A 20,900-nucleotide genomic window follows, 5' to 3' on the forward strand; every position below is an offset into this window, starting at 1 on the left:
GTCATTTTTTCCCATTTATATAGCTTGCTAGTTGCCGAATAGTTGGATAATCAAAAAAGTCGGTCACTTCCACTTTTCCCGGGTAAATCTCTTCGATCTGCTGGTGAATCTGTGCAAGCACCAATGAAGTGGTACCAATTTCGAAAATATTTTCATCTAAGTCGATTCGTTTATTGGCTAATAGTCCGTCACAGATTCCTTTTAAGGTTTTCTCTATTGTGCTCACTCCCTGTTGGCCTTTGTCATCCATAGCGCTCAATTCTAAAAGCTCTTGAATCACCTGATTAAAATCCCCCTGTTGATATCTACTACTTAATTGGTATCGTTGAATTTTTCCGCTCGTCGTTTTCGGTAATTGGTTTATCGGAAGGACCTCCTGCACTTCAATTCCAAGTTGCTCACTTACCACTCCCTTTACAGCATTGATGATCGGAACAAAATCCGGCAGCCTCCCCTTATATAGTATAAAAACCAATATTTTATCCCGTTCCTCACCCTCTCCCCTCACACTAGTTACAGCGACTCTCCCTGTTCCCGTTACGCCTTTGCTTTGTAATATTTGCTCAAGGTCATGAGGATAATAGTTCTGTCCATTTACGAAGATAATGTCCTTCCATCTTCCCGTAACGACCAACTCCCCATCGGTCGTAAGAAAGCCCAGATCTCCCGTATCTAGCCAATCTTCGTGGAAAACTTCGCGATTGAGCTCTTCCTGCTTCAAATAACCTTTCGTTACGTTCTCGCCTTTTATCTCGATTTTACCAATATGATTAGCCGACAGAATTGACTGATCGGGCCCTACAATTCGAACAAAACAATCGGCAATAGGCTTTCCCTCGACAGCAAATGAAACGCCATTCTCTGTATATTGCACTTGTGTATTCATTTGCAGCCGCTCTCGATCAAGCGTTACATAACGAAAACGTTTACCCGGTTCGGGAAAAGCGACAGCCAAGCTCGCTTCAGCCAATCCGTAAACGGTGAACATCGCCGTATCGTTAAGTCCATAAATCTGCATTTTTTTTAAAAATTGCTGCACTAAAGGGACCGCAATGGGCTCTGCACCATTAAATATTAGACGAACGTGATTGAGGGCTAAGGCATCTTGTGATTGGTTTCTCTCCAAAGCACTCAAATAATGTTGATAACCAAAGTTCGGAGAGCAAGTAACGGTACTACGCACTTGACTGATTTTCTGAAACCACAGCCACGGTCTTCTGATAAATAAATCCGTGGGCATTAAATACTGATCTACACCCTGCACGAAAGGGGTTAGATGAAAACCGATAAGTCCCATATCGTGTGTGAGCGGCATCCAACTAAATGTACTATCCGCCTCCGTCATCGCCATGCCCTTGATAATCCCACGAATATTGGTTAATATATTTTTGTGGCTTAGAACAATCCCCTTAGGCGAGCTGGTTGTGCCAGATGAAAACTGAATAATTGCCGTATCAGTTTCTTCTACAGCAATAAAGTCGTCAGCGACAATTAAGGGCGGTATTTCTTCAATCACAATACTTTTCTTCTGAACACTTTGCCAAAGGCCGTTCAAACCATTTAGAGCAACAAATTTTTCCAATCGTTCCTTTTGTGTTGCATCTAAGAGTAACCACGGGGACTGCAATTGTTGCCATATCCGAAAGAGTTTCCATTTATGTTCATCGGAAATTCCGAAAGCAAGCGGAATGGCCGGATTACCGCCCAATATGGCGGCCCAAAAACCCTCTATGAATGCCTCATTCCGTTGGCTCAATAAGATGATCTCATCGCCTTGGGTCACACCCTGGCCGTGCAAAAAGGCGCGTAAGCCCAATGCCCGCTGCTTTAATGTTTCATATGACAGGGCAAACTCTTCCTCTGCACCTCGGATAAAGTGTATACGTGCATTTGGTTCTTTATTACTTATAATCGTATCTACAAGTGTCTTCATTTAAAAAAATTCTATTTCAACAGGGAATGATAATAGCTCCGGCATTAGTTCCTTGGGTTTATCAATCGGGCAAAGAGGGGCTTATCAGGTCTTAAATTTATTTGAGCTTCCATGCTTATTGGCTCATCCACCAAAATCTCCATATCTGTAGTGCGAAGAATCAAGGCGAGGTGCAACTGCATCTCTACCAGAGCAAAAAAATCGCCAATACATTGACGTGGCCCCCCCGAAAAAGGAAAATACTCAAAGCGATGTCTTTCCCTTCGGTAAGAAGCATCAAAGCGTTCGGGATTAAATAGGTCCGGTTGTTCCCAATACCCAGGATGTCGGTGGATAACATATGGAGATATGAATATATCGGTTTTCGGAGGCACATGATATCCACCAATGACATCGTCCTGCATAGCGCGTCTGGTAAGAAGCCACCCGGGTGGATAAAGTCGCATGGTTTCTTCAATAACCTGCCTAATATAGGGTAGCTGCTCTAAATGATGAAATCCCAAATGGACGTTTCGCACTTGCAAGGCTTCCTGTTTCGCTCTCGCATAAACCTCCGGATGCTTATGTAATAAGTACCAAGCCCAGGTCAACGCACTGGCTGTCGTCTCGTGACCGGCAACAATTAAGGTCATCATTTCATCTATAATTTCCCTATCAGACATTCCTTGTCCTTCGTCATTTTTAGCTTCCATAATCATCGAAAGAAAATCCTCTTCAACCCGATGTTCCTTGCGTCGAAGATTGATAATCTCTTGAATGGTTTTCGCCAAAGCCCTAAATTTCATGGCAAATACGAGATTACGTTCGTGAACTTCGGTAAGCAGCGCAAAGGGATTTACTCCTTCGCGTTTTTCCAATTGTTGAAAATCAACTGAAAACAATGCCTGTAGTACGATGCGCAAAGTTACCGAACTCAATTCTGCCGTTAGGTTTATCTCTTTGTTGCCGGTCAACCAGTTCGATAACATCGTTTCGTTGGCTTGCGCAATATCATCAGTCAGTTTGGCTATCACTCGTTTGTGAAATGCGGGTTGTATCATCCGTCGCTGTCTTTTCCAATAATTGCCTTCACTTACCATGATCCCATTGCCCAATAAGATCTTTACTCGGTCTATGCCGACGCCTTTTTCGTAATTTCTGTTATTGGTGATCAAAACATGCTTCACCATTTCAGGATCAGAAATTACATAGGTATAATTATTCCGTCTTTCAGAGTAAATCTTATATATATCGCCGTATTGATGAAATAAATTCAAGATGTTCGATAAGGCCTGAGGCCCTTCCTCGACTTCCGATGCCTCTTTGGGACCAAAAGGAATATTTTTATCTGTTAGCAGGTCCATGATCTACCGTTTAATTTAAAAGCTTATTTTTACGAAGCCTTATGGAAAAATATGCACATATTCATGAATACGACAGGGAAATATTACTCCCCTATAGCCGATTTTTCCCGTCAAATCATTTGATATTTAAAACTAAAAATACGGACAGAAAACTGGAGTCGCTACTAGGACTCAAATTGTTGTCAGATTTATTACGTAAAATTGACAGTCAGTGCCAAATTCAGGATATTATGTATACCGCTGAGGGGAAACCCTATTTTAGGGATAGAAATTTACATATTTCCATAGCACATGCCTGCGGAATGGTGTTAGTAGGTTTAGGTGATCATTCCTTGGGGCTTGATATTGAGCATCGCCAAGCCCGTTCGCCTATCATCCCCGAAATACACCTTAATAAAAAACTACTTTTCTTCACTGGTGTCGAAAATTGGATAAAGGCTTGGGTGCACCAGGAAGCAGTCCTCAAAATGTTTGGCTGGGGTGATATGAATTACTGTCAAGACATAATATGGGACTCAGCGAATAAAGGAACTTTTGCAGATTATGCCTTCCTCTTGCAGGAAATAGAGATGCTTCCTGAATACTACGCCGCCAAATGCTCCTTAATACGGTAAATGCTTCCGTAATTATATCCTCTTTTTTGCGGCCGCAATCTTTCCATGTTAAAAAAGAAAAGCAACAGCCTTAACTTAATATATACCTAACATCAATATAACACCTAAACATCAACTTTGCCTGCGTAAGTGTAAAAACTACACCTAACTTAATGTACAACGCAATTTGATATGTATTTACAAAAACGATTTAGCAGTCTACTAAAGAAGCGAGGGTCTTTGCCTACTAAAGCAGGGATTATGCTACTTTGCAGTCTCGCTGCGAGTCCTTCCATGGCAATGACAGGGAGGTCGTTAAAAGAAAAGCAACCGGTTGCAGCAATGCAGCAAACCGTAAAAGGAACCGTTACTGATGATCGGCAAGTGCCTATTCCCGGGGTAAGCATAAGAGAGAAAAACAAATCTTCAAACGGTACAACAACAGATGGTAGCGGTAATTTTTCTTTGAATGCACCGGTAGGGGCAACTTTGGTTTTTACCTATATTGGCTACGAAACCAAAGAAGTTCTTGTAGAAGAAGGAAATACTCCGTTAATAGTAAGTTTGAATGCCAGTGCCAATGAATTGGAAGAAGTGACTGTTTCCATTGGTTATCAACGGGTCAGGAAATCGGATGTAACGGGCGCGATTTCGAGCGTGAAGAGTGACGAATTAAACCTAACAGCGCCAAAGCTTGGCCAAGCGTTAGTAGGTAAATTGGCCGGTGTGCAGGTTTCCCAAACCAGTGGAGCACCCTATAACAGTACTCGGATCAGAGTAAGAGGTATTGGGTCTATCAATGCCAGCTCGGATCCTTTATATGTCATTGATGGATATCCTGCCGGCAACAATATCAACATTAATCCCAACGACATTGAATCCATAGACGTACTTAAAGATGCTGCCTCTGCCGCTATTTATGGATCCCGCGGAGCCGGTGGTGTTATTTTGATTACGACTAAGAGAGGAAAAGAAGGCACCAGTCATGTTGATTACGATGTGCAAGCCGGCTTTGGTCAACTTTCAAAGAAAGTAGACCTCCTAAATGCCTCTCAGTTCATTGACTTATTGATCGATGGACGTAACAACGCCTATAAAGACTTGGTAATCAACTCGGGTAAAACCTGGTCAGACAATATGCTATTGGATGATAATGCTACGCGGGTGAAACTAGTTGGAAATGCAGGATCCGTACAGATTCCTGCCGATATATATGATTTTTCAACAGGAAAGGCCAAAGCGCCTCAATACGATACCGATTGGCAGGACGAACTCTATCGCAATGCGCCTTTTCAACGACATAATTTATCGTTTTACGGAGGTAGCGAAAAAGTTCATTATTATGTCAGCGGATCTTATCAAAAGCAAGATGGCATTATGCTTGGTACCGACCAAACGCTCTTCAACTTTCGCAGTAATATTGATGCACAGATCAGCAAAAGATTACAAGTAGGAGCGAATATTGCCTTTACTTATAATGATAACAATGAAGTTGGTACCGGTCGTTACAACCAAAGTCCGTCCATGGCAGCCCTGCTTTACCTGCCTTACCTTCCGGCGCGGGATGAAAAGGGTAATCCCATTCAATACCAGATGGCAGAACTTTCTGCGCAAAATTATGGTATTCAGAATCCTGAAAATCCACTTGCTTATGTTTCCATGGTGAAAGATAATCGCAAGGAGCGCCGGTCTTTGTATAATGCCTTTGCTAATTTTGACATTATCGAGGGCCTTCGGCTAAGAGTAAATGGTGGCATAACAACGTATAACGAAAAATACGATTATTATAAACCGACCAGCCTAAGCGATGGTAACTATGCTCCGTATTCGCCACAGGCCATTAATGCGGCCTATGCACAGGCAGATAACCAAGGCGATCTGGATATACTGGGAGAAGCGACCTTAAATTATAAAAGATCTTTCGGCGATCATAACCTCGACGCGTTGATCGGTTATTCCGCACAGCAAACAGATGTAGATTTCACTTCGGTAAGGGCTAATGGTTTTCAAAGCGATGCCATTGGTGAAATCACGGATAAAGGAGCCGCACCAACAAACTTTTGGTTAGAAAAGGCTTATAAACAACGTACTACACTACAATCCTATTTCAGCCGGGTAAGTTACAATTATAAGTCGAAATACTTTTTACAGGGAACTTTCCGTGCAGATGGTTCTTCTCGTTTTGGTCCTAATAATAAATGGGGCTATTTTCCATCTGTATCGGGAGGTTGGACACTCTCGAACGAAGACTTTTATAATGACTGGTTAGGTATGGGGTCGTCGGTAAAAGTTAGAGCAAGCTGGGGCTTGAGTGGAAATAATAACATTGGCGACTACGAAGCCTTAACGGCTTATAATGCGCCGGGAGGGGCGATTATAGGCGGTCAAGTGGCAACAGCTTATTGGCCCGACGATTTAAAGGACCCGAACTTGAGTTGGGAGTCTACTTCGCAATATAATGCCGGCTTGGATGTGGGCATTCTGAATGGCCGAGTGAACTTCTTAGCAAACGTTTACCTAAGTCGCTCGTATAACCTGCTATTTAATCAACCCATTTCGGCAGTATCAGGAACCTCTTCTATCTTAACCAATTTGAAAGACAGTAAGGTGCAGAACAAGGGTTTTGATTTTCAGGTTGATGCCGCACTCATTCAAAAACAGGATTTTAATCTTTCGTTCAGCGGAAACATTAACGTAAACCGGAATAAGGTGTTGGATTTAGGAGGAGCTTCTACCATCTATGTGAACGGTGCCGAACGTTCTTATATCACCCACGTTACCCAGGAGGGTCAGCCCGTTGGTATGTTCTGGGGGTTCAAAGTACTCGGTGTAGCGAACGAGGAAAATTACCAACAGGTGGCTCCTTCTGCGGCTCAATCGAATCCGATGCATCCGGGCGATCTTTACTTTGAAGACATCAACGGTGATGGTATCGTCAACGATAGTGATAAACAGATTATCGGTAGTCCTTATCCCGACTTCACTTATGGTTTTGCTATTAGTGCACGTTATAAAAAATTCGACTTAAGGGCGTCTTTTAATGGCTCTCAGGGAAATAAAATTCTTGATGGCTATGATTATTACCTCTATAATATGGAGGGATCCGGTAATCAATATGCCGATGTTGATCAACGCTGGCGTTCAGCAGCAAGTCCCGGCAACGGAAAGGTATACCGAGCATCCAGAGCAGGCACCCAGAGTAATAGCACGCGTTTATCTGATTTCTATCTGCAAGACGGATCGTACTTGAGAATGACCAATATCATGGTTGGCTTTACCTTCCCGGAGAGATGGATTTCTTCTTTAAAAATATCCGGTGCTCGATTCTTTGCCAGTGTAGATAATCCATTTACGATTACGGATTACAAAGGTTATAATCCGGAGCCTGATTATAATAACGGTAAAAATGCCACCAACCTAACACCTGGAGTAGATTATGGCCTATATCCGTTGGTTCGCTCTTATAACTTGGGATTAAAAGTAACTTTTTAAATAGCACACCATGAAGTGGAAATATATCTTGCCTATTGCGATCATGACATTAGGCTCTTGCAGTAAAGACTTTCTGGATCAAAAAGATCCGAATGCAACATTAATAGATGACTATTTTAAAACAGAGAACGATGTATTATTGGCTGTTAATGGTTTATACCAGGCGCTCCGCAGTGGAAATACCATTGGGGAAACCAGCAGCCTCTATAGTGAACAACGTTCAGATAATACCGGAACTAACGATAATCAGTCCAACTCGGGCGAACCTTTTCAGTTCAATGATTTTTCCTTGCTCCCGAGCAATTCTTATCTAAAAACGCATTGGGTAAACATGTATGATGGAATTGCCCGATGCAACACCTTACTGGCTCATATTGATGGAGTGTCTTTTTCAAATGAAGACACCAAAAAACGCTATATGGCCGAAGCTAAATTTATCCGCGCACTTCTATATTTCCATATGGTGCGGAAATGGGGTGCTATTCCTTTAACAACAGTTCCTCCTACAACAACGGATGAAGTATCGGCAATTGCCTATCGACAAGAGGAACGTATAGTATATGGACAGATTATAAAAGACCTAACCGAGGCTTTGGACAGCAACTTGCCCAATGAGCAATGGGATTACGCCGTTGGAAGGGTTTCCAAAGCGGCTATCAATGCGCTGCTTGGCCAAGTCTACTTAACTATGGGATCTACCTTGAGCGAAAATCCGCAAGCAAATCTTCAACAGGCAGAGGCTTATCTTTCGGCGGCCTACAACATGCGCAGTTTTGGCGAATTACAAGAGATTCCCTATACCGATGTATTTGATGTAAATAAGAAAAACACCTGTAAGGAGTTGGTCTTCCAGATTCAATACCTACAAGGTGATCAAAATTATTCCTCTGCTATTGCACGCAATAATCAAGCAAAAGGAGAGACCATCAACTCCTTAAAACCATCTACAGGATCGGGAGGTATGGCTAAACGTGATTTAGTGAATGACTACGAACAAGGCGACCTCAGAAAAGACTTCTCTGTGAAATTCGCTGCGGATCCGCAAGTAAGCGATTGGTTTATTACTAAATTTAGAGATACCAGTCCGGCAGCTGGTGCACAAGGCTGGGGTGGAAATGATTGGATCGTGATCCGCTATGCCGACATCATGTTATTACTGGCGGAGGCTAAAATGAAATTAGGTAAAGATAGCGAAGCGATCGTTTTATTGAATCAGGTTAGAGCACGCGCTGGCATGCCTTCCTATCAGGAGGCCATGCGAAATACGGCTTATGCCACAAAGTATCCAACCTTAAAAGAAGCCATTCTGCACGAACGTCGTGTAGAACTGGCTTTTGAAAACCATCGCTGGTTCGATTTGATCCGAAATTATACTGCCGAAGAACTAGTTGCTTATTTTAAATCCAAAAACCAAAGTGATTACGGTTTGGCTAATTTGAATAACATCGGTACCAAAGACCGGTATTTTCCAATTCCTTATGATGAATATCAACTGGATCCGGAAAAAATGTATCAAAACCCTGGTTACTAAACACATTGACCCATCTTAAAAGAAGTCTCCTTGTTTTCGCTAAGAAGCATAGGAGACTTCTCCATTTATCAGCCGTTTTACTTGTCGCAACAATTTAGCAACGCTATGTTAACAATAGGTTCATCTTTCTTCTTTACTCTTGCCTAGTTTTAATAAAGCCTTGATACAATTATGAAATTTAAACATTTACTGCCTTTTGTTCTCATCGTAATACTAAATGCCTGTTCGAAAGATGACGATGCAAATGGAAACGAGCCCGGTCAGCAAGAAGACCCTGCTTCATTTACCGAAATCGGGACTTTGGATATCGGCGATACGGGCGCAGCAGAAATCAGTGCCTATGACCCTTCAATGCAACGATTATTTGTTGTAAACAATGGCGAAATAAATAAGATTGATGTCATTGATATAGCTGACCCTTCCAAGATGACTATCATTCATTCTATTCCAACTAACAGCGGCGCGGTAAATAGTGTTTCCGTAAAGAACGGTTTGTTGGCTGCGGCCATTGAATCGCCCGACAAACAACAACCCGGAAGGGTAACGGTATATAATACCAACGATTATTCAGAAATAAAAACCGTAAGCACCGGCCCTTTGCCTGATATGGTGACATTCAGCCCTGATGGCAATTATATTCTTACAGCTAACGAAGGTGAACCCAATTCCGATTATAGCCTTGATCCCGTCGGTTCGGTGTCTATTGTTAGTGTGAAGGATAATTATCAGGTTGTCAATGTAGATTTTAGCCGTTTTGAATCGGAGCAAGCGGCTTTGCAACAAAAAGGATTTCGCATTTTCGGTCCCGGGGCTTCTTTTGCGCAAGACATAGAACCAGAATACATCACCATTTCACCGGACTCAAAAACGGCTTGGGTGACCTTACAAGAAAACAATGCCATTGCCAAAATTGATTTGGCGACTAAAACGGCCACGAATATATTCCCCTTAGGTTTTAAAGATTACAATGTTGAAGCAAACGCAATAGACCCGTCCAATGAAGATGGTACTGTCGCGTTTAAGCCCTGTCCGGTGAAAGGAATCTACATGCCCGACGCCATTGCTGTGTTGCAGACGGGAAGCATTCCATTTTTATTTACGGTTAATGAAGGCGACGCGCGGGAATACGATGCAATAGAAGAACTCAAACGAATAAAAAATATGAGTCTCGATCCTGCTGTATTTCCAAACGAGCAGGAGCTTAAACAGGATGCGCAACTTGGTCGTTTGAATGTTACTACTACCTTGGGAGATAGCAACAAGGATGGCTTATACGAAGCCCTTTATTCTTTGGGTGCACGTTCTTTTAGTGTATGGAATGGCACGACCGGCGAAATGGTCTACGATAGTAAAAACGAATTGGAGGTAAAAGCTAATGCTGCTGGCTATTACGATGACGACCGCAGCGATGATAAAGGCGTAGAACCTGAAGGTATCACCCTTGGAAGGGTGGGAAATAAGGATATTGCTTTCATCGGTATGGAAAGGGCTGACGCCATTGCTGTTTATGATGTAACGAATCCGAGCGCGCCAACTTTTTTACAAATCTTTAAAACCGGTGACGCACCGGAAGGTGTTTTATTCATTTCCGCGGCCGACAGCCCAACGAAGAAAAGTTTGTTAATAGTGAGTAGTGAAGAAGATGGCGTGCTAAAAGTATATACGCCTAATACTATATAGAATAATTTTCAACTCGGAGGCCTTCCGATCAAAACGAAGGCCTTATTCTTTTTCTCGCATGCAGCATGGATAAGATTATCTCACTTAACTCAGTGATTCTTAAGAGGGAGAATATCCAAAAAGCTTTCGTCCCCTCTACTTAGTCCAAGATCCATTTACCGTGTTTTCAAATAAGCTTGAATCTAGTAAATGAACCTCGAACTTTGCTCTGCAAGCACCTTTTGGCCGTCGGGATGACAGGATTCGAACCTGCGACCTCTTCGTCCCGAACGAAGCGCGCTACCGGCCTGCGCTACATCCCGAATACTCACAGAACAAACTTAGAGAAATGATCTAAATCTGTCAATAGTCTAAAAAAAACAGTGTCTAGCAAAGCCTGTTCTCTCATGGTCTAGCCAGTTCAACAAGTTTACATATGCTAAGAATTTGCAAGCATATTTAAACCTTAACAACCCGAAAACCTCTAATAAAAAAAGCTATCTATGAGAAAACCCATCTATATTATACTGATTTGTTTCGTTGCTTTTGTTCGATTGACGATCGCCCAAACAAAACCTCAACTCGCTGTTCGTCTGAATCCAAGCAATGGCATTGCCTACATTCGCGTATTCTATCCCGAATTGCAGGTTGATCTAAACGGAAATGGCCAGCTTATCAATACTTGGAATCATGTGGAGGAGGAGACCGTATCTTTCGATTATTATGATCAATTTGATAACAAAGAAAAGATAGGAAAAATGAAATCAATCGGAAATGTTCATATAGATTATTACGACAATTTCGATGACGAAGCCAAAAGGGGAAAAGTAAAACAAATAGGTGATATACAAATCGACTATTATGGCCGCTTTGACGGCATATTTCAGGGCAAAATAAAATCGATCGGCCATCAACCTGTCACCTATTACGATCAATTCAGTGGAAATGAAAAAAAAGGAAAATTAAAATCGATCGGCTTGGTTGAAATTGATTATTACGATCGATTTGATGGTGAACATCGTGCAGGTAAAATAAAGTCAATTAATGGTAATGGACAGGAGAACGTACGTGTTCTCTTCAATTAGCGAATTTTTATGAAGCAGCGCTTTACATCAATAAAAATATGGTTACTACTAAGCGGACTGACCCTTCTTACCCTCAGTTCCTTTGCTCAAGGTGTTATCGTTAATCAAGACGGAACCATTTCCATACAAAATGGATCCACAATTATCAGCTCCAACGGTTCGGTATCAACTGTTCATGGTTCTATCATCGTTAACGCAGACGGTTCACATTCCGTAATTGCAGGTTCATCCGTCATTAACGCCAACGGCACGGTTAGTACCATTGCCTTGCCCCTTGCTTCAGAAAAAGAGGACAATCATCCTTTTTCCGATAGTAAGGATTCCGATAAGCAATATTTTCCGCCTAGACACAACAAAAAAATCAATATCAGCAAATCTCAGAAGCTAAAACAGAATCCTTCTTTAACTATACCTGTAGAATCGTTTAGCCATCCTGTGAGCACAGATCCTTTCCAACTCAACAACGATAAAAATCTTCGACAAAAAAACAAATCCGTTGTGAGTATATCTAATTAGATATACTCACGGCTTTCCTGATATACTCATTGCTTGTCACCTGTTTTAGCATAAAACCGGCTACGTCCGCCCGAGAAATTTTCAAGGACAGTCCTTTTGCTTTGCTATCAAAGCCGATCTTATAACGATCTGTTCGCTCGCCCGCGGTAAAAGCCGAAGGCCGTACAATTGTATAATCTAAATCGCTGCCTACTAAATGCTGCTCTTGTAATTGATGATCTTTGAAAGCCTTTTTAAGAAGCATACCAAACATAACGTATTTCCAAAAAAAATTGAGGTTTCCGGCACTATCCCCAAGGCCAAGAGTCGTTTCACAGATTAATCGCTTTATCCCTTCCTGCTTCATGGCGTCAATTATATTTTTGGTACCGATTGCTCGGATACTCCCTTTATTTCCATCGCCTATTGCGCATAACACGGCTTCCTGGTTTTTAACCGCTTCTTGTATCGCTGTTTTATCTGTTAGGTCTCCCTTGAAAATGTGCAATAGTGGAGATGCCGGCGCTTGTAACTTTTCAGGGCTTCTGGTAAAGGCTGTTACGCGATGGCCTTCTTGAAGGGCCTGCTTTACGATAAGTGTACCTATACTTCCGGTAGATCCGAATACAATTAAATTCATGATAATTCCTTTTTAAATTTAACACAAAATGATATCACGAATTTCTGCGTATCTCAGTCTGAGAAATAGAAAAAAAACGACAAAAGCTAGTCCGTCCGTTGAGAGAAAACTCGTGGGGTTTCGCCGGTAAATGCCTTAAATACGCGAATGAAGTGCGACTGATCGGCAAAGCCATTTTCATAAACAATTTCATTCATCTTTTTAAAATCTTTGAGCGCAAGTTGAGAAAAAGACGCCTGAAATTGAATAATCTTGGCAAATTGCTTTGGTGATAGGCCTGTTTCTTTTATGAAGCGCCTTTCAAGGGTCCTACCATGGATATATAGTGCAGAGGCAATTGCATGAATACTTTCCTGTCCGTTCGTTTGAATAATCCGCTCAATTGCTTGTTTAATCTTTAAGTCAAGCTTTTGCTTTTTTTGTGCTAACAATGAAGATAGAAGCTGCGTAATGGCTTCTATCTTTTCGTCCACTGTGCGATAAGCCAACAATCTATCGTTAAACGAGGCCATATCTATTTCACGAAAAGACGTTAAATCATAGCAGCCATCATTAATGGATTGCGGGTCGACATTAAAGAAACTTTTGAAAACAAAGGGATAAAGCCGAAATATAATAAGCAAGTATGGCCCGGTTAGCTGCATTTCAATCGGTTGGATTGTCTGTCCATACAAAAAAGATAGGGGCATCAATTTCCCATGTGGCTTAATAAGTAAGCCCTCTTTTGTCTGTTGAAAAAGGAGCCCTGGATAACCATCGGCAAAGAAGGGTAAGTTGACTTGCCCATTGACGGTATCTTCTTTATATATCCAGATATCGTTTACAAATAAGGATATACATTCAGGTGCTCGCAGTTTTTGATGATCCATAACCTAAGCGAATATAGAAAAGAAATGCTAAATCATAGGCTGCGCGTGGAAGAGGCTAATTGCTCTGTCAGTTGTTGCAGGTGTCGCAGGGTATGATACGTATTAAAACCCAACCATTCCAACCGTGTAAATGGGCCGTATTGAGGGATAGCAAAATCTGTGCATAAGCGTGATACATCTTCTTGCTGCCATACTTCGCGATGTTGTTCGACGCGCTGTTGAAGACCGTGCATCAGTTTTTTCTTTACGATCCGATCAGCGGACGGCACCACTTCCTGCGGTGCTTGATACTGCTTCTCGAAATTCAGAAGAACACTCTTTATCAGTGGTAGGTTTAAATCAATTGGTCTGTTCGCTTCTATGGTCGTCCCTTTCATCGTATAGATCGAAGCATAAGATTTGTACAAATGCAGCCCCAATTGACCAGGTGTCCATTTTCCGATGACCAAGCATCGATTCATCTGTTGCTCCGTCATTGAGTCGAATAACTCTAGCATTTCTGCCATAACTTGTTCAAAAAGATTCTCAAGTTCCTGATGTTTGCTTTTCATGATAATTTTCAATACTGACCAATACAAACTTACGAAAGTTTATACCGTCAAACGGGGAAGGATTACGACAAAAGCGACGTAAAATGCGACGAATGAAAAGTACGCATTAATGCGTACTTTTCGTTTTATATTATTTAGCCGGCTTCTCCAATACCTGCTTTTCTTGCTTTAGTTGCTTTTCCAGATCGGCATAGGCGACTTCCTGTACATCGATCCCTTTATCAATAGCTAAAGATGCAGCCAAGGATGCGCTTTGACCAAGAATCATAAATACGGGTTCCATGCGTATACTCCCGAAGGCGATGTGTGAACTTGATACACAAACCGGCACCAGTAAATTGCTACATTCTTCTTTTTTGGGCGTAAGGGCCCCATACGCAATCTGATAAGGTCCTTTTTTTGGAGATACACCAATATCCCCTTCATTTTGAACAAAACCATCCGGTTTCACATACCGTTGTACATTATGCGAATCTAAGGCATAGGAGCCCATACCTACCGGATCTTTTATTTCGCGCTCACTAAAGGTATCATGCTCTGTCATCACATAGGTACCGATCATCCTTCGTGCTTCCCGTACATAAATCTGATGTGGCCAGCCTCCATTGTCTTTAAATTCATCTTTGGCTAGCCCCCACTGTGCCATTTCTTGACGTACATCTTCCGGTACGCGCGAGTCGTTTGCCAAGAAATACATAAGACCCTGTTGATAATCGGTATGCTCCTTGATAATCTCTTTACGCCGTTCATAACTAGCATCCGGATAATCGTAATTCATACCAATAAAGTCGGTACTGAAAGGACCATGATTATTGGTATCGGTTTTCCGGTTCGGTATGGGATCATATTTTTGGAATGTTTCTCGCCAGCCGGCAGCATAAACCCGTGCTAATAACTCGTAATTATCCGCATTATAATTGGCCGGTTTAGGGAAAGGAACACGGTTATCCGGATGATTACTCAAACACATACGGAAGCAATAGGCTTGTACTTTGTTATCACCTTCACCATATTTACCGGGATCGGCGTTCGATACACCAAAGAGCAAGCCGCTTGTTGAATCGCCTGGAACTTTATAGGGACTGATGTTCGACTTGAAGTAATGTCCATGATGTAGCACGCCTGTTTGTACGCCATTCCATTTTTCGCCATATTGGCTGTTGGCTTCGCGCCCCACGTGGTAGCTTACCCCTGCAGCAGCCATTAAATCTCCTTCATAGGTTGCGTCAATAAACATTTTACCACGAAAGGTCTTGCCGGCAAGTGTTGTAATGGACACTATTTTGCCGTCTTCCATCGCTACCCCTTTCTCACGATCAAGCCATTCGTCCCTACGCACGTCCAAATCGAATTCCTTTACGTAGTTTTCGAAAATTTGTTCGGCTACATGTGGTTCAAAAATCCACATGGTGCGGGCATTACCGTCAATTGCCGGAGTTCCCTGACCTTTATTACCGTATTCCGCTTGCTTTTGCCAACGCCATGTAGCACTGTCCTGATAAGCCATATAAACACGATGATAAAAATCTCGGGCTAAGCCTCCAATAACCGACTTATCTCCTGTGTCGGTAAAACCTAGGCCGCCAGAAGACAGGCCACCTAAGTGCGTATCGGGAGAAACAACGATAACCGACTTACCCGATTTCTTTGCTTGCACCGCAGCAGTAATGGCGGCAGAAGTGCCGCCGTAAATAATAATATCTGCTTCCTCATAATATTGCTTTTTAGAACTGCAACCAACTATTGCTAATAGCAGATAAATCTTGAATAGTGTCTTTTTCATAATAGGGTGTCTATATATTTTAAAATTAAGTTTTCCTCTTAATAACCGGGATTCTGTTCGCTTTCCATTGCTTTGTTGTATAATATCTCCGAATTTGGAAGTGGCCATAGCATCACTTTATCCGCAACGGTAATCCCTTTAACTTCCAAGATACGCTGTTTCGCTATACCAAGCCTCACCAAGTCCAGCCAACGTTTCCCTTCATACATGGTTTCGTATCCCCTTTCTTCAATCACTTTATCCAAAAAAGAATCGAGATTAAAATCCTGAATCTTAAAGTCTATCGCCGATGCAACCGTTGATGGATAACCATAAGCACGTCTATGTATTTTGTTTAGACTTTCTATGGCGGCATCGGTAGGAGCACCTTTCGCTCGAGCCTCGCTTCCGCATGAAATAATAATAAATCTGCGTAACGGTACCAAGGGTAGTCATTCGCGGCACCTGCCGTTGCATCGGGGTCCCTAAATTTTCTAAACAAGCATGTTGTTGGTCCTAGACCGACATCCACATTGTATAAGATGTGTTCTTTTCTCAGATCAGCATGATCCCAATTTTTTATGAAAGGGTTTTTCAACGAATCTGTATATTGGGCATAAACTCCTCCGGGCCCGTAGTAATTGTATTCTGAAGTTTTGCGGTGGGCATAGCTGACCAGCCCGAAACCTTGCTGTCTATTAAATTTCAAATAAAAGATCTCTTCCGGTGTATTCACCACATCAGGACCGAATATCTTTTGAAAATCATCGGGAGTGGAAACTTCAACCAAAGCAAATCTTTCCGAAGAAATCACCTCTTCCGATTTAGCCGCGGCCTGCTCCCATTTTTGCTGATATAGATAAATTTCTGTCAACAAGGTCTTCGCTGCCCATAGAGTTGGCCTTCCAAGGTCTTGAACTGTTGGTGGTAACCCGGCCTCTGCATCCGTTGCATCTTGCAGTATTAAATTGAACACTTCTTCCACCGATGATCGGGGAACATCCGAGATATCAATATTAGCTTCCGTTCGAATGGGTAATCCTCCGAAGCAGCGAACTAATGAAAAATACATCATTGCGCGAAGGTATTTCGCTTCAGCAATATAAAGCGTTTTTTCTTCATCGCTTACTTCAGTAGCTAATGGCACCTTCGAAATAACAATATTAGCATTTCGAATGGAACGATATAGTTTGTCCCACACAACGGATACTCGATTGATATTCGTGTTATCTAATCCTTGATAGGTACTGACCACTGCTTGCGAACCTCTTGAGTATCCATAATCAGGTAATCCCTCCAGCTGAGCGGGATAATTCAATCCAAAAGCATCCCCTTCCCGCATAGGCCCGTAAATTGCATTGACAGCCGCTTTTACTTCGGCCGTTGTATTATAAAAATTGTCTTCTGCTTGTGATTTGGGTTTCTCCGTCAAGGCATCCGAGCAAGCCGAAAAAACAAACAACCCTACAAGTCCTATTATTAAATTCTTCATGTTGATCTCTTTAATTAAATGACATCTATTAAAAACTTGCCCTGATACCAAACGTCACTGTCTTGGCAGTTGGATAAACATAGTGGTCTATACCCTGCTCGATCGAATTAGTTCCACCATAGGAATTCACCTCCGGATCATACCAAGAGTAATTGGTTATTGTGAATAAATTCTGCGCGCTTATATATACCTGTCCGCTCGACAACCAATTTAATTGCCATTTATCCGTTGGTAGATTGTATGCAAGTTGAATATTCTTCACACGAAAAAAGGAGCCATCTTCCACAAAACGATCGGATACCTGTGCCTGTGAATTGGTTTTGATAATGGGGTATTTTGCATTGGTATTTGTTGGAGTCCAATGGTCGGTATATACTTCTCGCAACATATTGAGGGCTTGCCCATAATCATATCCCTGTCCTTGCGCACTCAGATTATAAATATCATTGCCTTGGCTTCCTTGCAAAAAAATGGAGAGATCAAAACCCTTATAAGACATAGAAGAGGTAAAACCGTAAGTAAAGTCTGGGTTGGGATCGCCGATAATTTGTTTATCTCCCTGATCTCTGCTTCCATTTCCGTTGAAGTCTTTATAGACTATATAACCGTTCGCATCATAGCCTTCCTCGACATAGCCATAAAAGGACCCTAGTGGATAGCCCTCCCGCAAAATATTGATATTGTCGATCGATGCAGCTCCGATTGCCGCGCCCAAGATATCGTTCCCGCCATATAGTTCCATTACTTTATTTCGATTAAAGGATATGTTTCCACTTAACTGCCAATTAAAATCTCCTTTAAAAACATCACCTGTTACATTAAGATCAATCCCCCTGTTTCGAATTTTGCCTACATTCTGAACAGTGTACTTGTACCCTTGTGACGCCGGTAAGGTGACGTTATTCAACAAATCGCGTGTGTTCTTCACATAAAAATCAGCGGTTAAGCTCAAGCGATTGTCAAGTAAGCCTAAGTCGATCCCCACATCGGTTTGGGATGTTGTCTCCCATTTCAAAGGTCCGGCCAAGCGGTCGCTTGGTGAATACGCCGGAACCAAAGCATCACCAAATACTACTTGGCTAGAAACCAACTGGTTTAACGTAAAATAGGGATCGATAGCTGTATTCCCGGTTTCGCCGTAGCCTACTCGGACTTTTAAATCCGAAATGGCTGGAATACGCTTAATAAACCCTTCCTCAGAAAGACGCCACGCAAGCGCCGCCGAAGGAAAGTAACCCCATTTTTGCCCTTCACTATAACGGGAAGAACCATCTGTTCGAAAACTAATAGTCGCTAAAAAGCGATTGTCAAATGAGTAATTTACACGAGCCAGATAAGAAATTAAACTCCATTTCGTATAAGAGGAGCTAGGTACACTCTGCGTGGCCGCCGCACCGATGTCATACGTTTCCTGATTATCACTGATAAACCCGGTACCTGAAGCAGTAAAAGTAGTCGCAACATAGTTTTGATACGTGAACCCCGCCAAAGCATTGAGATTGTGTTTACCAAAATCCTTTCGATAATTCACTGTATTTTCGCTTAGTATACTGGTATTTTGAGGGGTCTCAATCCATGCTTGGCCGGTAGAATTAACAAATCGCGTGGTTCGGTATCTATCTTTACGATCACTACTATTTTCAATCCCACCTAATGTTTTAAACACTAAACCCTTAATAGGCTCATAGCTTAGCGATAGATTGGCAAGTACATTATCCGACTTTATTTTATCCGACTCCTCATGTAAAAAATTTAATGGATTCACCATAACGTTCGATCCCCAGGTATAGGCTTCTGTTAGATTTGAATAACTTCCATCTGCATTATACAAAGGCATCGTCGGATAGCCCGATAACGCTGCTGAAATTAGTGTAGAACCACGGTTTCCTTTCTCCGATTCCTTTCTGTTTTCATCAAAGCGACTCAAAATACCGCTAAAATCGAATTTAAGTTTATCACTGATATCGGAGTTTAAGTTGACACGCAAGGAGTTCCGCATATAATCGCTCCCCTCAATAATTCCGTTCTGCTTGAAGTTTCCTCCAGAAATAGAATATCTTGTTTTATCATTTCCGCCACTGATGGTAACCGTATTGCTAATAATTGGTGCACTGCGGAATACCACATCTTGCCAATCTGTCCCTTCGCCAAATGAAGCAATTTCTTCCGCTGTGAAATGAGGTGCCAAGCCATCATTAGCAGCCTGTTCATTATAAAAATTCGCATATTCTGTTGCATTCATTAGGTCAAGCTTTTTACGTAAAGATTGGATACCGATATACCCGTCGTAATCCACTTTAATCTTGCCGGACTTCCCTGTTTTAGTAGTAATCAAAACAACGCCATTTGCACCTCGAGAGCCGTATATAGCCGTTGCTGATGCGTCTTTTAAAATCTCAACCGATTCAATATCCGCATTGTTCAATAGTAAAGGGGAACCGGAGTACGGAAACCCATCCACCACATAGAGCGGTTCATTACTGCCTTTTATAGAGTTTGTACCTCGAATACGAACACTAACAGGACTTCCAGGCGAGCCTGTGTTTTGTGAAACATAAACGCCCGATGCTCTACCCGCGAGTGATTGAATCATATTGGGAGCCGGTACTTGACTTATTTCTTCGGCCTTTATGGAAGCGACTGCTCCTGTAAGATCGCGCTTTCGCTGTGTACCATACCCCACTACCACAACCTCATCCAAATCACTTATCGATTCTTTCATCATGATATTAATTGTTGTTAAACCATCAATTGGCTTCTCAACGGTTTCATAACCTAAGGCGGTAAAAACAAGGATACTCCCCTCTTTACTTAAATTAATCTGATAGTTCCCCTGCACGTCCGTAGAACTGGCTAGAGAAGTTCCTTTCAATAAAACTGTAACCCGTTCAATGGGCTTTCCTTGCTCATCCGTCACGCGTCCTCTCACGCTTTTCGGTTGTATATCTGCAAAATTAATGTCTCCATTTCCGGTCTGATGCTGACTCTGCTTAATCACAATCGTGCCATCTTTCAATGTCCATTCCAATGCCAACGGCTTTAATAAATCGGCCATCGCTTTATTGAGCGGCACATTTTTAAAATCTGCTTCTACTTTTTTTTCTGCCAAATCTTTTCCATTAAGAAAAAAGGGGTGGCCACTTTGCTTCTGAATAACACGCATTACGTGCGACAAGGGAATGTTCTTTGCCTTTAAGGTAATTGTTTGAGCAAAACCGCTTGCAACTACTTGCATCACAGATAGAAGTGTAATGAAAACTGTTAGTTTCATAATCAGTAGCCATCGATAAGCTAAAGGCCAAAACGAGCCTTTAACACATGCGTAAAAAATCATATGTTTGTACTGTTTGAATGATGTAATATAATCGGTTAGATCCTTTTGCTTCCTTAAAGGAAGCGATATTGCGCATCCAAATCTACCGGGTGGTGTCACTAGCACTATCCGGTTTATTCAA

Annotated in this window: 15 protein-coding genes and 1 tRNA gene; 6 read left to right on the forward strand and 10 right to left on the reverse strand. The window is 42.0% G+C overall.

Annotation, left to right across the window (positions count from 1 at the left end; translation table 11 throughout):
* Nucleotide 1 precedes the first annotated feature (1 nt).
* Both ACH11B_RS06575 and ACH11B_RS06580 read right to left on the reverse strand, forming a co-directional pair.
* Nucleotides 2–1,933 carry a non-ribosomal peptide synthetase gene (locus ACH11B_RS06575; RefSeq protein ID WP_377613105.1) on the reverse strand — a complete coding sequence of 644 codons (1,932 nt, stop codon included), beginning with the start codon at nt 1,931–1,933 and terminating at the stop codon, nt 2–4.
* A 44-nt stretch (nt 1,934–1,977) separates the two neighbouring features.
* Entirely contained in the window at nt 1,978–3,276 is a 1,299-nt protein-coding gene (locus ACH11B_RS06580; RefSeq protein ID WP_377613106.1) for a cytochrome P450, read from the reverse strand.
* 41 nt (nt 3,277–3,317) lie between these two features.
* Between ACH11B_RS06580 and ACH11B_RS06585 the strand changes: the two genes are divergently transcribed.
* The 4 genes from ACH11B_RS06585 to ACH11B_RS06600 all read left to right on the forward strand — a co-directional run bounded on the left by ACH11B_RS06585 (nt 3,318) and on the right by ACH11B_RS06600 (nt 10,572).
* Complete coding sequence (locus tag ACH11B_RS06585; protein WP_377613107.1) at nt 3,318–3,890, forward strand: 4'-phosphopantetheinyl transferase family protein; 573 nt, start codon at nt 3,318–3,320, stop codon at nt 3,888–3,890.
* Nucleotides 3,891–4,061: 171 nt separating this feature from the next.
* Nucleotides 4,062–7,361, forward strand: coding sequence for a SusC/RagA family TonB-linked outer membrane protein (locus ACH11B_RS06590; RefSeq protein ID WP_377613108.1), 3,300 nt, complete (start codon nt 4,062–4,064; stop codon nt 7,359–7,361).
* A gap of 10 nt (nt 7,362–7,371) precedes the next feature.
* Nucleotides 7,372–8,892 carry a RagB/SusD family nutrient uptake outer membrane protein gene (locus ACH11B_RS06595; protein WP_130854659.1) on the forward strand — a complete coding sequence of 507 codons (1,521 nt, stop codon included), beginning with the start codon at nt 7,372–7,374 and terminating at the stop codon, nt 8,890–8,892.
* Nucleotides 8,893–9,063: 171 nt separating this feature from the next.
* On the forward strand, nt 9,064–10,572 hold the full coding sequence (locus tag ACH11B_RS06600; protein ID WP_130854658.1) for a choice-of-anchor I family protein: 1,509 nt from the start codon (nt 9,064–9,066) through the stop codon (nt 10,570–10,572).
* A 228-nt stretch (nt 10,573–10,800) separates the two neighbouring features.
* Here the strand turns inward: ACH11B_RS06600 and ACH11B_RS06605 are convergent.
* A tRNA-Pro gene (locus ACH11B_RS06605) sits at nt 10,801–10,874 on the reverse strand.
* 180 nt (nt 10,875–11,054) lie between these two features.
* Here ACH11B_RS06605 and ACH11B_RS06610 point away from each other — a divergent pair.
* Entirely contained in the window at nt 11,055–11,636 is a 582-nt protein-coding gene (locus ACH11B_RS06610) for a hypothetical protein (RefSeq protein WP_130854657.1), read from the forward strand.
* Nucleotides 11,637–11,645: 9 nt separating this feature from the next.
* Entirely contained in the window at nt 11,646–12,152 is a 507-nt protein-coding gene (locus ACH11B_RS06615) for a hypothetical protein (RefSeq protein ID WP_130854656.1), read from the forward strand.
* On the opposite strand, the gene ACH11B_RS06620 is transcribed toward ACH11B_RS06615, so the two are convergent.
* From ACH11B_RS06620 to ACH11B_RS06650, 7 genes are all read right to left on the reverse strand, one after another.
* Complete coding sequence (locus ACH11B_RS06620; RefSeq protein ID WP_130854655.1) at nt 12,145–12,771, reverse strand: NAD(P)-dependent oxidoreductase; 627 nt, start codon at nt 12,769–12,771, stop codon at nt 12,145–12,147. The genes ACH11B_RS06615 and ACH11B_RS06620 overlap by 8 nt on opposite strands.
* Nucleotides 12,772–12,857: 86 nt before the next feature.
* The gene (locus tag ACH11B_RS06625; protein WP_377613110.1) at nt 12,858–13,640 is read right to left on the reverse strand and encodes a helix-turn-helix domain-containing protein; all 783 of its coding nucleotides are present in this window, start codon (nt 13,638–13,640) and stop codon (nt 12,858–12,860) included.
* A gap of 32 nt (nt 13,641–13,672) precedes the next feature.
* On the reverse strand, nt 13,673–14,191 hold the full coding sequence (locus ACH11B_RS06630; RefSeq protein ID WP_013664568.1) for a DinB family protein: 519 nt from the start codon (nt 14,189–14,191) through the stop codon (nt 13,673–13,675).
* A 130-nt stretch (nt 14,192–14,321) separates the two neighbouring features.
* On the reverse strand, nt 14,322–15,974 hold the full coding sequence (locus tag ACH11B_RS06635; protein WP_130854653.1) for an FAD-dependent oxidoreductase: 1,653 nt from the start codon (nt 15,972–15,974) through the stop codon (nt 14,322–14,324).
* Between the two features lie 38 nt (nt 15,975–16,012).
* Nucleotides 16,013–16,399, reverse strand: coding sequence for a RagB/SusD family nutrient uptake outer membrane protein (locus tag ACH11B_RS06640; protein WP_377613111.1), 387 nt, complete (start codon nt 16,397–16,399; stop codon nt 16,013–16,015).
* Nucleotides 16,318–17,445, reverse strand: a complete 1,128-nt coding sequence (locus ACH11B_RS06645) for a RagB/SusD family nutrient uptake outer membrane protein (RefSeq protein WP_377613112.1) — start codon at nt 17,443–17,445, stop codon at nt 16,318–16,320. Before ACH11B_RS06645 ends, ACH11B_RS06640 begins: the two co-directional genes overlap by 82 nt.
* A 28-nt stretch (nt 17,446–17,473) precedes the next feature.
* Nucleotides 17,474–20,716 (reverse strand): SusC/RagA family TonB-linked outer membrane protein, encoded by a 3,243-nt coding sequence (locus ACH11B_RS06650; protein ID WP_377613113.1) that lies wholly within the window; start codon nt 20,714–20,716, stop codon nt 17,474–17,476.
* Nucleotides 20,717–20,900: the final 184 nt, after the last annotated feature.

This window comes from Olivibacter sp. EAT-5 (assembly GCF_044784325.1).
Classification (GTDB): Bacteria; Bacteroidota; Bacteroidia; order Sphingobacteriales; family Sphingobacteriaceae; genus Olivibacter; species Olivibacter oleidegradans.

Bases quoted from the DNA above. Each gene is read 5' to 3' on its own strand.
- ACH11B_RS06575 (WP_377613105.1), bottom strand. From the start codon at position 1,933: ATGAAGACACTTGTAGATACGATTATAAGTAATAAAGAACCAAATGCA.
- ACH11B_RS06580 (WP_377613106.1), bottom strand. From the start codon at position 3,276: ATGGACCTGCTAACAGATAAAAATATTCCTTTTGGTCCCAAAGAGGCA.
- ACH11B_RS06585 (WP_377613107.1), top strand. From the start codon at position 3,318: ATGGAAAAATATGCACATATTCATGAATACGACAGGGAAATATTACTC.
- ACH11B_RS06590 (WP_377613108.1), top strand. From the start codon at position 4,062: ATGTATTTACAAAAACGATTTAGCAGTCTACTAAAGAAGCGAGGGTCT.
- ACH11B_RS06595 (WP_130854659.1), top strand. From the start codon at position 7,372: ATGAAGTGGAAATATATCTTGCCTATTGCGATCATGACATTAGGCTCT.
- ACH11B_RS06600 (WP_130854658.1), top strand. From the start codon at position 9,064: ATGAAATTTAAACATTTACTGCCTTTTGTTCTCATCGTAATACTAAAT.
- ACH11B_RS06610 (WP_130854657.1), top strand. From the start codon at position 11,055: ATGAGAAAACCCATCTATATTATACTGATTTGTTTCGTTGCTTTTGTT.
- ACH11B_RS06615 (WP_130854656.1), top strand. From the start codon at position 11,646: ATGAAGCAGCGCTTTACATCAATAAAAATATGGTTACTACTAAGCGGA.
- ACH11B_RS06620 (WP_130854655.1), bottom strand. From the start codon at position 12,771: ATGAATTTAATTGTATTCGGATCTACCGGAAGTATAGGTACACTTATC.
- ACH11B_RS06625 (WP_377613110.1), bottom strand. From the start codon at position 13,640: ATGGATCATCAAAAACTGCGAGCACCTGAATGTATATCCTTATTTGTA.
- ACH11B_RS06630 (WP_013664568.1), bottom strand. From the start codon at position 14,191: ATGAAAAGCAAACATCAGGAACTTGAGAATCTTTTTGAACAAGTTATG.
- ACH11B_RS06635 (WP_130854653.1), bottom strand. From the start codon at position 15,974: ATGAAAAAGACACTATTCAAGATTTATCTGCTATTAGCAATAGTTGGT.
- ACH11B_RS06645 (WP_377613112.1), bottom strand. From the start codon at position 17,445: ATGAAGAATTTAATAATAGGACTTGTAGGGTTGTTTGTTTTTTCGGCT.
- ACH11B_RS06650 (WP_377613113.1), bottom strand. From the start codon at position 20,716: ATGAAACTAACAGTTTTCATTACACTTCTATCTGTGATGCAAGTAGTT.